This is a genomic window from Paenibacillus sp. GQ49 (genome assembly GCF_059759055.1).
In genome coordinates this window covers 95,418-107,075 of the sequence record NZ_JCAXEL010000003.1, presented here as the reverse complement: position 1 = coordinate 107,075, position 11,658 = coordinate 95,418, and the positions used below count along the sequence as shown (strand labels likewise).

Annotated in this window: 8 protein-coding genes; 4 read left to right on the top strand and 4 right to left on the bottom strand. The window is 53.0% G+C overall.

The window, feature by feature from the left end:
- Position 1 precedes the first annotated feature (1 nt).
- From cydD to AC6CIF_RS07640, 3 genes are read right to left on the bottom strand one after another with little or no spacing between them, the layout of a single operon-like run.
- Positions 2-1,930, bottom strand: a complete 1,929-nt coding sequence (gene cydD / locus AC6CIF_RS07650; protein ID WP_498198855.1) for a thiol reductant ABC exporter subunit CydD — start codon at positions 1,928-1,930, stop codon at positions 2-4.
- A 1-nt stretch (position 1,931) separates the two neighbouring features.
- Complete coding sequence (gene cydB / locus AC6CIF_RS07645) at positions 1,932-2,987, bottom strand: cytochrome d ubiquinol oxidase subunit II (RefSeq protein WP_498198853.1); 1,056 nt, start codon at positions 2,985-2,987, stop codon at positions 1,932-1,934.
- Positions 2,932-4,347 (bottom strand): cytochrome ubiquinol oxidase subunit I, encoded by a 1,416-nt coding sequence (locus AC6CIF_RS07640; RefSeq protein ID WP_047840834.1) that lies wholly within the window; start codon positions 4,345-4,347, stop codon positions 2,932-2,934. Before AC6CIF_RS07640 ends, cydB begins: the two co-directional genes overlap by 56 nt.
- Positions 4,348-4,730: 383 nt before the next feature.
- On the opposite strand from AC6CIF_RS07640, the gene AC6CIF_RS07635 reads away from it, so the two are divergent.
- The 4 genes from AC6CIF_RS07635 to AC6CIF_RS07620 are packed head-to-tail and all read left to right on the top strand — an operon-like array spanning position 4,731 to position 9,226.
- On the top strand, positions 4,731-6,023 hold the full coding sequence (locus tag AC6CIF_RS07635) for a tetratricopeptide repeat protein (RefSeq protein WP_498198851.1): 1,293 nt from the start codon (positions 4,731-4,733) through the stop codon (positions 6,021-6,023).
- Positions 6,020-7,015, top strand: a complete 996-nt coding sequence (locus tag AC6CIF_RS07630; RefSeq protein ID WP_498198849.1) for a glycosyltransferase — start codon at positions 6,020-6,022, stop codon at positions 7,013-7,015. Before AC6CIF_RS07635 ends, AC6CIF_RS07630 begins: the two co-directional genes overlap by 4 nt.
- Position 7,016: 1 nt before the next feature.
- Positions 7,017-8,558, top strand: coding sequence for a glycosyltransferase family 4 protein (locus tag AC6CIF_RS07625; RefSeq protein ID WP_498198847.1), 1,542 nt, complete (start codon positions 7,017-7,019; stop codon positions 8,556-8,558).
- On the top strand, positions 8,555-9,226 hold the full coding sequence (locus tag AC6CIF_RS07620) for a class I SAM-dependent methyltransferase (protein ID WP_498198845.1): 672 nt from the start codon (positions 8,555-8,557) through the stop codon (positions 9,224-9,226). The genes AC6CIF_RS07625 and AC6CIF_RS07620 overlap by 4 nt, the downstream gene beginning before the upstream one ends.
- A 282-nt stretch (positions 9,227-9,508) precedes the next feature.
- Here AC6CIF_RS07620 and AC6CIF_RS07615 read toward each other — a convergent pair whose 3' ends face one another.
- Positions 9,509-11,569, bottom strand: coding sequence for a glycosyltransferase (locus AC6CIF_RS07615; protein ID WP_498198843.1), 2,061 nt, complete (start codon positions 11,567-11,569; stop codon positions 9,509-9,511).
- Positions 11,570-11,658: the final 89 nt, after the last annotated feature.

The window sequence follows — 11,658 nt, the reverse complement described above, 5'->3', positions numbered from 1 at the left end:
TTTATATCGCCTCCATCTGGGCCTGAATCATCTTATAATATACACCTTGTCGTGCCAGTAATTCCTGATGTGTTCCCGTCTCTGCCACTGTGCCGCCATCCATGACAATAATTCGATCCATATGCAGCATCCAGTGCAGGCGATGGGTAGCCAAAAATACAAGTTTTCCTTCAAACAGCGGCAGCATCGTCTGTTTCAGTTGATACTCTGTCTCTACATCCAGATGAGCTGTCGGTTCATCAAGCAGCAGGATGTTCCGTTGACTAAGCAAAGCTCTTGCCAGCGCCACCCGTTGCTCCTGCCCACCACTTAGCTGTCTGCCACCAGCCCCAATAAGTTCATGCAGTCCACCGGATAATGAAGACAGTAGCTTGGTTAATCCAGCTGCGCTAATGGCCTTAGCCACCTCCGCATCCGAAGCCTCCGGCATGTAGAAACGAACGTTATCGGCCAGACTTCCACTAAAGATATACGGATGCTGCGGGATAGCTGCCGTCTGTCTTCGCCAGGATTCGAGCATATCCGATGTAACTGGCTGTCCGTTAGCCAAAACTTGACCCGACGTAGGCAATTGGAAACCAGCCAACACATCAATCAACGTGGACTTGCCTGCTCCGCTGGCGCCAATAATACCGATTTTGCCGAGACCTGTAATCTGAAATGTGACATCCTTTAGCGAATAAGGACCTTCATCATCATGCCGTACCTGTACATCCGTTAGAGCCAATCTGCTATTCTCATTCCAAGAGAACACTAAGGAAGAGGAAGAAACAAGCTCAGGAGTAGTAGAAACAGAAGCAGGATCAGGATCAGGAGCAGGAGCAAGATGCCCCGCAGCCGTTTTATCATTCAACACGACACGTATGGTCGAAGTAGCGGCTTTCCTTTTACCCAAAGATAATGATGGTGTAGATCCAGCCTCGTCCTCTGCCGTAACGGGATGTGCAACAACATTTGCATAGGCTTCTTTTTGTTTCTGTTCGGCGACTTTCCCCCGTTCAATCACTTGGTTGATAGCCGCTCCGGCTTCCTTACCGTCCAATGTGGCATGGTAATCAGCGCCGAGCATACGTACAGGCAGGAAATATTCAGGTGCCAGAATTAGTACCGTCAGCGCAGGGCCAAGCAGCATATGTCCCTCCGTCAGACGTAATCCCAGACCAACTGCCACGGAAGCAACGGACAGCATGGTGAAGAAATCGAGAGCAAACGAAGAAAGAAAAGCCATGCGCAGGGTAGACATCGTCGCCTTCCGATACCGCTGACTGACCCGCAGAATGGACCCTTCGTGTGTTTTGCTCTGTCCCAACGTTTTCAGCGTTTCCAGACCCCGCAAGGTATCAACAAAATGGTTAGCGAGTGCTTTGTAGGACCTGAATTGTCCATCTATCTTGCGCTGCGCAGCCAAACCAATCAGAATCATGAACACGATCAGGATTGGGAGTGTCAGCATCAGAATAACCCCGGACATCAGATCCAGCTTAAACACATACAGCAGAATGACGATAGGTGTGAATCCTATGCCCAGCATACGAGGAATGAATAGTTCGAGATACGTCTTGTATTGAGCTGTTCCCTCACGTGCCAGGGTAACCAGATGGCCTGTGCCTTCCGTCTTGGCATAACGCGGCCCGAGCCTGAACCACTGCTCCACCATCTGTCTGCGCAGATCGGTCCCTGTCCTCTCCGCATATCGTGATGTCACGAGTTGTAACCAGAAGGATAAGGCGTAGCGGGCGGCAAAAGCAGCCAGGAACAGCAGCAGTACCGGGTACTGCTCCGTTACGGATGAACCTTCAAACAATGCCGTGATGGCCTGTGCCAGCCATTTGGCTTGCATAATGATCGTCATCGCCTGCAACAGTACCAGCGCTGATGCCAGCGCCAGTACAGGCCGGATGCCCGGCAGCTTCAGCAGCCCCCGTCCCATATCAGTACTCCAGGTGGTGCTGCTCGTTCAGACGTTTGCGGAAGATATAATAACTCCAGATCTGATAACCGAGAACAAACGGCAGCAGTGTGCAGGCTACAATTGTCATTACTTTCAATGAATAAGCGCCGGATGCGGCGTTGTATACGGTCAGGTCATATGCCGCTCCAAAGGAACTCACCATCACTCTTGGGAACAGTCCAATAAAGACCGAGGCAAAGGCAATTGCAATCACAGCCCCTGTCATCCCAAAAGCCCAACCTTCCCGCTTCTGACGAACAAAGTATGCCGCAAGTGCAAGCGAAACTGCGCCGAGTACAGCCATAATCCAAAGAGCCCAGCCGCGTACGGCGAACACATCGGTCATGAAATACGTCATTAACGCGTAAACAGCGAGCAGTGCAGCCAGCGGCAGCATCAATTTTTGCGCTGTCTTCAAGGCACGCTCTCTGAGATCACCTACTGTTCGTAGTGATGCAAACAGCAATCCATGAACCAGACACAGCAGCGTTACACTCATGCCACCAATCACGGTGTACGGATTAACAATATCAAGGAATCCTGCACGCAGCTGCATCTCTCCATCAATGGGCAGACCTTTCATCAATGTGGCAAAGACCACGCCGAATAGGAAAGGCAAGAGCGCGCTGGAGACAACAATGATGATGTCCCACGTTTTGCGCCAGCGCTGCTGTTTCATTTTACTGCGGAATTCGAAAGCAACTCCGCGACCAATCAAGGCGAGTAACACCACTACAAGTGGCAGGTAAAAACCACTGAACAATGTGGCATACCAGTGCGGGAAGGCGGCAAACATCGCGCCCCCTGCTGTAATCAGCCATACTTCATTACCATCCCAGAACGGACCAATCGAGTTGATCAGAGTCCGGCGTTCACGATCTGTTTTGGCGATAATACCTGTAGACATCCCCACACCAAAATCAAAACCTTCCAAAAAGAAGAAACCAACAAACAATACGGCAATCAGCAAAAACCACAACTCACTTAGTGACAACGGAATAACCTCCATCCACGCCGAACGGATCGGCCGATTCATCGTGATCTTCTGGCTTCTCGACCGCAAATGGCCCTGCCTTGATCTCACGTACGAACAGGTATACCATCACGATTCCGAGAACCGTATACGCAGCGGTAAAAGCAATGGTCGAGAACAGGATCATTCCTGCGGATACATTCGGTGAGACTCCGGCTTCGGTGGTCATATAACCAAATACCGTCCATGGCTGTCTTCCAACCTCGGTCATAATCCAACCTGATGTATTAGCGATAAATGGCAAGGATATAGCGAATACCATCAGACGCATAAACCACTTCCCAGCGACCTCCAGCTTCTTACGCATGGCTAGGAACGTACCGTATAGCGCCAGTGCAATCATCAAACCACCCGCTGCAATCATGATACGGAAACTCCAGAACGTTGTCCGTACTGGCGGGATATAGTCCCCCGGTCCATACGTCTGTTCATACTCAGCTTGAAGCTCCTTCATGCCTTTGACACTACCGGAGAACTTGCTGTAGGACAGGTAACTGAGCAATCCAGGGATTTTGATCTCACCCGTACTCTCCTGTTTATCCGGATCAATAAAAGCGACCACCGTCCATGGTGCCGGATCTTCTGTCGTTGTCCATGTGCCTTCACTGGCTGCCATCTTCATCGGCTGTGTCTCCACGAGATATTGAGCCTGGAAGTGTCCGGAGAAAGCTACACCAAACGAGGAAACAAGAGCGATAATGATCGCAATATTAAACGATTTGCGGAAGATCTCCACATCCTGCTTTTTCATCAATTTGTAAGCACTGATCCCGGTTACGACAAAAGCCCCTGTCATCAATGCCCCAAAAATCGTATGTGGGAATTCGACGAGAAGCTGACCATTCGTGATGAGTGCAAAGAAATCATTCATCTCGGCTCGGCCGTTGTTAATCTCAAACCCGACAGGATGCTGCATAAATGAATTGGCTGCCAGAATCCACAGCGCGGACAGGAATGTGCCGACAAACACCAGCCAGATGCAGGCCAGATGCACTTTTTTGGACAAACGATCCCATCCGAATATCCACAAACCAATAAATGTAGACTCCATAAAAAACGCCAGTAGCGCTTCAATAGCCAGTGGCGCACCGAACACGTCCCCGACAAATCGGGAGTACTCGGACCAGTTCATACCGAACTGGAACTCTTGCAAAATACCTGTGACAACCCCGACGGCAAAGTTAATCAGGAACAGCTTGCCCCAGAACTTGGCCATCGTTTTGTAGATTTCCTTCCCCTTAACAACGTACAACGTCTCCATAATCGCAACCAACAGTACAAGACCGATGGATAGCGGGACAAAAAAGAAATGGAAAATCGTTGTAAGTGCATATTGGATACGCGATAACATAATCGGATCCATACCGTTACCCCTTCTTTCTGTTCACTTCGCAGTATGCGTATCTGGCATTGAAGCTGCACCTTCGCTGTCTGTCCGCCAAATACGTTGATGAACGTATTGTGCCAGATTACCTATTTTATACATGTGAGAATTATCACAATCTTCGTCTCTAGAGCAAAAAAAAGTGATCCTAGTCACACAAAAGATAAAATTCAGCCTATTATCACAGCTTGCCAACTGCATCTATTCATGGAAGATACTCATGTTTGGGATGGAATGCCCATATGTTAGTCTCAGGCATATCATGCGAAGTACCGTGAGGGCTTTACATATGAAGTGAAAGCATGAAGCACATGCAGAGCGAATGACGCTCCATATTACAGTCAAGGTGAGGTGAACTATTCATGGAAAAACCTGCACCACTACCAGGTGAAGACACCGAAGCCAGCCTGGATAAGGTCAGTACAGCACAGTCCCCTGTCCGATATGTTCTCTTCCCTCGCAAAGGTGGCTGGTCATCCTTTCCCTATCCCGATATTGCTGCACTGCTGTCGATCGAGGGAGAGGTCTTCTATGTCAGTAGCCTGACGCAAACAGAAGATGTACCTCCGGTCATCAGTGTCATCTCCCTCCCTGAAGCCGAGCAGCTATTGCTGGAACCTCGCACCGTAGCCGTAATCGCCCATCCCTACTGGCTAATGGCTACAGCTTCGCTGGAGCCTGAGCTATGTATTGCCCTGCTCCCTGAGCCTGCTGGAAACGAAGCAGAATCTCCGCTATGGGAGAGCAGTATTTCCAAACTGGTCGGCATCGCCGATCTGGTAGGCACATCCTCCGAAACACGTTATATGAAGCTGTTATTCCAAGGCGTACGTGTTATCTGGCTGGGCGGCGAAGACCCTGCACCTGCGGGTACGATGCAAAAGGATGATCTCGAAGTCCCTCTCCGGGACTACGAACTGTTCTTCCTGCATGCGCTGCGGCAGGTCCTGTCAGGCACTCCGGATAGCGTCACCCTGCTTCAATGCAGTGTACGTGCCGACTTCTACCGCCAGCTTCGTGCCAAAGCAGGTGCACATGAGACGATATCCTTTTTGCTGGCAGCCTATGAGTACTTGCTTGAAGATCGGCGGGCCGTCCATTCGCTGCAAGAGGCCTTCACCCACGCGGTCATGAACGGTCGCAGTGATTGTGTGGTTTCCCATTATCGATTCCTGTCTGCCATTCATGCCCGGGCCGGACAGTTGGAGGACGCCCTGCGGGTGTACGGAATTAGTGCAGCAGATGAACAAGAACGGCATCATTATGAACAGTTATGTCGCTGGCTTGAGGCAGGAGAAGATCAACTTGTACGAGCAGAACTACTGCGTATGAACGATGATTACGGAAACGCCCTGCGTATCCTGGACGAACTTGGCGGAGAAACGGCGAGACATTGGAAATTCCGCATCTACCAGGAGACTGGACGTGTGGAAGAAGCACTGGCTCTCGTGCATGCAGTCGATATTCAGGATGATGCCAGTCGCCGGGATTATCAGCAATTATCCGGCAGTGCGCTGGCACTGCGAGGGGAACGGCACGGGGCAGTCCGACATTTTCTCGAAACGGCACTGGAGGATGAAGATGCGCTCGCCTGGATTGTCGAACTGGAGTTGTTGGATCATGCTGTACAGCAATTGCTTGGGGAGGTGCCATGATGCTGGACCCGAAGAAGCGTAGACAACAGTTGAATGGGCCAATGGTGCACAGGGATATCCGAACCGAAACCACTTACACGCCAACCGAAACAGTCGATCGAACACATACAGACGCATTGGGAAATGACGATCACACCCCGGATCATGCACAACCAACGCAGGACATCCGAAGCCAAGTGCATCACTGGGGTGATTCACAAGGTCAGGCAGAACAGAATGCAGCTATAACACAAGAGGAAACAAGTGTATTCAAAGAGCCCTTCTCCATTCGTCGGGTTCGCAAAAGCAAAGGTAACAAGCTGACCGCCATGCTCCAGGTTCGCAACGAACGTGGCCGATACCTTGAAGAAGTATTGCATGATCTGAGTGAGTTCGTGGATGAGATCGTCATTGTAGACGATGCCAGCACAGACGGAACACCGGATCTATGCAAAGCCTATCCAAAGGTGGTCCGTCTGGAGGTATTGGAGAAACCGCTATTCGCCGAGGAATGGCGGCTTCGCAACACCTTATGGCAAGCGGCTGCGGGAACATGTCCCGACTGGTTGCTCTCGGTTGATGCGGATGAGCTGTACAGCTCAGAGGCCAAGAAAGCCATACGCACTCTGATTAATCAGGAGTATGCAGACTGGTTTGCATTCCGTTTCTACGACATGTGGGGTGGTCGGACCCACTACCGGGAAGATGAACTTTGGTGTCTGCATAAACGGCATACGGCTTCACTTGTACGGTATATGCCTGGATATCCTTATTTTTATCCACAACAGAATCATCATGTTCCCCGTCTTCCCTTGTCCTGCACTGTGTTGCCTGGAGTCAGTACGGAACTGAAGGTTCAGCATCTCGGCTGGGCAGGCAGTCTGGAGGACCGGGTTCGTAAATATTTGCGTTACAAGCGCATTGATCCTAGCGGTGAGTGGGGCAATCTTGCACATTACGAGTCTATTCTCGATCCGGAACCTCGGCTGATTCCCTGGAAGGAGGGACCGTGAGATGGGCGTGGTGAGTATTCTGACGCATAGTTTCACCGACGGGTACAACCGGGAATTCGGTCGTGTATTTGGGGGTGGACTGGAGCGATATATTCTGGATCTGTGCAGTGTCATCCGAGGACTCGGGCATATTCCTGAGGTTCATCAGCTCTCTTATTTTGAAGCATTCCAGACTCGGACGGAGCAGATTGACGTATTTGGTTATTCGTACGACATGGATAATGTACCGGAAGCCTTTGATCGGATGGCAGCCGCAGCGCGCGGCCCAGTGATCTATGCCAGCTGTCTGTGGCAACCCATCACCTACAAACCGGGCAGTCTTGGCATCTGTCACGGCATTAACTGGGATCGTCCCGGACTGCCACTGGAGACCAAACAACAAGTGGCGGAACATATTCAACTGGCTCTGGATGGACTCGTGCGCATTGTATCGGTGGATTCTCATTTCCAGACCTTTTGCCGAGCTGCATGCACCTATACCGATCCAAGACAGGTTGTCCTGATTCCCAACGCAGTGGATACGTCCTATTTCACACCTGCCCCACCAACGCGAACCTTCGAGCAAAAACAGGAAGACGAATGGCTTGTCGCATGGAAGAATGATCTGGCGAGTCATGAAGAAAATGTTGGTGCAGTTATATCAGGGATGCAAGCTGTGGAAGGCAAGGGTGGAACGAGTGGTGATGGAGCGAACAGTAGGAAGGCTAACGGAGATGGAGGTGGGGATACAGATAGCGATCAAGAACCAGAGGGGAAAGAAACGGTAGATCTCCATTTGCAGTTATCGAATCTAGAAGAAGTCAGGGCAGATGGCGAAACGTATAGGTTTGCTCATAACCACCGAAATTCAAAGGATTGGGCTACGGAGATTCTAGTAGAAGCAGATGCTGAGTATCAGGTTAGTGGTCCAATTCAGGGACAGGTTGAAAAGAAAGCTATTGATGCTCGTGTGACCTCTCCTCGTCCAATTCGCATTATCTATCCGCGCCGAATCAGCATGGAACGGGGCATTATTCCAATGATGCTGGCGGCAGATAAACTACTTGGAGCCTTTCCGGATCTGGAGGTTGAATTTGCCGGGGAACTGGTCGAAGGTAGTACGGTAGGGAGAGTCTTTCGTTACTGGCATCGTACTCATCCACATGCGGAGCGAATTAACCAGCGCACGTATGATTTCCGGGATATTCGGGAGGCCTACCATCAGGCAGATATTGCCGTAATTCCAACCGTGTTCTCGGAAGGCACATCCTATGCCTGTCTGGAAGCAATGAGCTGTGGACTTCCGGTGATTGCCTCCAATGTTGGCGGATTGAATGATCTGATTCAGGATGGGTTTAACGGGCTATTGGTACCTCCTGATGAGCAGGAACTAACCGCTGCACTGGTGCGTCTTGTACAGGATCGGGCCGAGCGAGAACGACTGGGAATCTATGCGCGAGAGACTGCACTGTCGTATGATCTTGCCAGGTGGCGGAGCCGGTGGAGCACGGTGTTGGAATCTTTTTTGGCAGAGACAGGATTAAAGGAGGGAATTCGGGGATGATGGATACGCCCAAGGCAACGGAATTCATGGAATCAAGATACATTCGGCAAAGTGACCCTAAAACGGACACATTGGTCTTCCCGCTGCATCCGGCATGGTGGAGCCGTCCCTACGAATATGAATGGGCCCGGCGATTTGCACGTCCAGATGATGTTGTCCTTGATGCAGCCTGCGGCATCTCCCATCCATTCAAATTCTGGCTCGCCGAACACTGCCGCGAGGTTCACGCCTGCGACTGGGATGAACGTATTTTGTCTGAAGAGGCGATAAGACTGGATATTGTTTCTGATTTTGGCGAGCAAGCCGCCCAGGATCTGCCGGAATCAACTCTCGTCCGATTGCACCGTGCGCAGGCCAATCTGGCCCAGCTTCCGTATGAGTCTTGTAAGTTTGATCGGGTGTTCTGTATCTCTGTACTGGAGCATCTGGATACGGGCACGATGTTGCGGGCGTTCCGTGAATTCGCCCGGGTGCTGAAGCCAAACGGACAGTTGATCGCTACCTTCGATGTACCCGAGATGCGGCCGGATCTGCTGGAGACGATCATGGCTGTCACCGGTTTAACCATTGAAGATAAGCTGAATGTGGAAGAGCCGGACGATGCCATCTGGTCTGACATGTACGGCACGCCGATCCGCTGTTTTCGAGCGGTGATATGCAAAGGTTGAGACGAATTGGGTTACGTTGAGTTAAGTGCAGAGTGGAAAATTGAGGACTTGAGGGCTCGAGGGCTCGACCCATTAGCAACGGAACAATACACGGTTCGGCCAATGCTCCGATTACCGGTAGCTCCGTTGCTTTTGCAATTTCAATCGGATGGGCTAGTTCGGGAATATATGGGGATGGAGGTTGGGGACTAGAGACTAGAAATCAGTGATTAGTGATTAGTGATTAGTGATTAAAGATTAAAGATTAAAGATTAAAGATTAAAGATTAAAGATTAAAGGAAATTATAGGTGTACCAGTAACATGTTGCACTGGTTGGTGTATTCATCAGCAGAGGCTGCGCCGGGTGCTGTCAGGCGCAGCAGGGTGTGCAGGCCCGGCGGGATGGCTGTCGGCGGGCGACCTGTGGCGGCAGGTTCCCGCACAGTGAGTTGGGCCGATTCGGCCCATTCACGGGCCAGGTTCTGCCGCCCGGCGAGCAGCGCGAGCGTGCCCGCGAGGAGCGCGTGAGCGGTGCGCTCCGAGGCGGGCACTTCGTCCGCGTGGGGCTGCTGCGCGCCGTCAGGCGTGCCGCTTAGCGCAAGCAGCCCTTCGCGGACGCTCGCGGGTGCGCGCAGCAGCCCTTCGCGGACGCTCGCGGGTGCGCGCAGCAGCCCGCAGCGTGCCGCAGGCGGAAGCGCTGCGAGCAACGCCAGCGCGCCGCGAGGCGGCAGGGCTTGCAGCAGGCGCAGCCATGCGGCCCAGGCGCCTACGCTGGCGAGCGCTTGCGCAGCGGCGAGCACGCCGCCGGGCGCAGACGCGGCCGGGCCGCGAGGCGAGCCGCCGGGCGTTGCGCCGCAGGGCAGGCTGCCGCAGCTGCATGCCCTGCCGCTGCCGCGGGCCAAGGCCCCGCGCTGCAGCAACGCCTCGGCGGCGTGGGCCGCGGCGGGCAGCGCTGCCTGCTGGCGAGCCGCAGCTCGGGCGTTGCGCCTGCCGGGCTGCTTGTGGCCCAGCGCCCACAGCGCCAGGGCCGCCTCTGGCCCGTGCTGCGCATGCGCCGCCCAGGGCTGCAAAGCCGCCCGAGCCGCGGCGTCCTCGCCCAGCTGGGCTAGCGCAAGCCCGGCGGCCAGCGGCTGTGCCCGCAGCGGGCCAGCCAGTGCCGCCGCATGGCACAGCAGCCACTCCGGCCGATGCGCGGCAAGCGCGGCCGGGATCAACGCTTGCCATGCCGCAGGCGGCAAGCCTACCCGAGCCGCGGCGCTGGCGATGGCGTGCGGCCGTCCTGTGGCTGCGGCGAGCAACAACAGCCGCTGCCATGCAGGCGAGCTGCCGGATTGCATGCCCAGCGCCGCTATGTACGCGGCTTCTGCCTCTACCCAGCGGCCAGCCCGCTCATATGCCATGCCTTCCAGCGTCAGGCTGCGATAGGTCCCAGCACCAGAGACTGATGTATACCTGCTGGCTGTAGAAGCAGCTGATTTAGCCTGTTTTAACCAGTTCAAGGCCACATCCTCTCTCCCTTGATCCAGTTCTAGTACAGCACCAAGCTCCAACAAATCCGGGAAATCCTCATACACGGGCGCCCATGCTTCCACCACAGCAAGCGCCCGTTCCGGGCTACCACTCTCTCGCCAAGCGTAAGCCGTTTTCAGCACCAGATCTGAGTGATATCCACACTCCGGCATAAGCTGTGCCAATAATGGTTGCAACAAACGGAGTGTTTCATCATACTTCGCTTGCTGAAACCACTCGGCAGCCAGAGCATATAACAACTCCGGTTGATCTCCCTCCTGATTCAACGCGGAACGTATCAACTGCATGTTGCGTGCACCTTTATTTTTGGCAGTAATCGCCTGCTCCAGATATCCATAATGAATGACCTCAAGCCCAGAATGAAGCACACCTTGCGGAGCCAGTGCCATGATAGATGAAGCGATCTCTTCATGAATTCTGCCCTGAAAGGCAATTCGGGGATCATTTCGGAACAATCGACATACCGCATCCGTCACACGCTCTTCACCGGACACACCCAGCAGACTTGTGACCTGTATCCAGTACCCCCATACGTCGTCCCTGCTTGTCGCTAACAACTGCATGAGTTCTGTCTTCATCTGCGGAGTCTGTGCCCATACTTCATCCGCATCAAGCACCAGAATCCACGGTTTCGTAGCAGCGGCCAGCGACAGATTACGGGCTTCACTGAAATCTCCGTTCCATTCCGTTCGGATTACAACGGCACCATGAAGGCGGGCAATTTCGATTGTATTATCCACCGATCCAGTATCCACGATGATGATCTCATCCACAACATTCCTGACTGCATTCAAGCACCGCTGGAGTGACCCGGCTTCATCCTTCACGATCATACACAAGCTAATCCCTATGCCCATATTCATCACCACCCCTCACCAACGAAGTTCAGCCCCACCCATTAGCCCGCTGAATTAAGTTGAAC

What these genes read in the sequence shown, in the direction of transcription:
- cydD (WP_498198855.1), bottom strand. Translation starts at nt 1,930, where the DNA reads ATGGGACGGGGGCTGCTGAAGCTGCCGGGCATCCGGCCTGTACTGGCG.
- cydB (WP_498198853.1), bottom strand. Translation starts at nt 2,987, where the DNA reads ATGAATCGGCCGATCCGTTCGGCGTGGATGGAGGTTATTCCGTTGTCA.
- AC6CIF_RS07640 (WP_047840834.1), bottom strand. Translation starts at nt 4,347, where the DNA reads ATGGATCCGATTATGTTATCGCGTATCCAATATGCACTTACAACGATT.
- AC6CIF_RS07635 (WP_498198851.1), top strand. Translation starts at nt 4,731, where the DNA reads ATGGAAAAACCTGCACCACTACCAGGTGAAGACACCGAAGCCAGCCTG.
- AC6CIF_RS07630 (WP_498198849.1), top strand. Translation starts at nt 6,020, where the DNA reads ATGATGCTGGACCCGAAGAAGCGTAGACAACAGTTGAATGGGCCAATG.
- AC6CIF_RS07625 (WP_498198847.1), top strand. Translation starts at nt 7,017, where the DNA reads ATGGGCGTGGTGAGTATTCTGACGCATAGTTTCACCGACGGGTACAAC.
- AC6CIF_RS07620 (WP_498198845.1), top strand. Translation starts at nt 8,555, where the DNA reads ATGATGGATACGCCCAAGGCAACGGAATTCATGGAATCAAGATACATT.
- AC6CIF_RS07615 (WP_498198843.1), bottom strand. Translation starts at nt 11,569, where the DNA reads ATGATCGTGAAGGATGAAGCCGGGTCACTCCAGCGGTGCTTGAATGCA.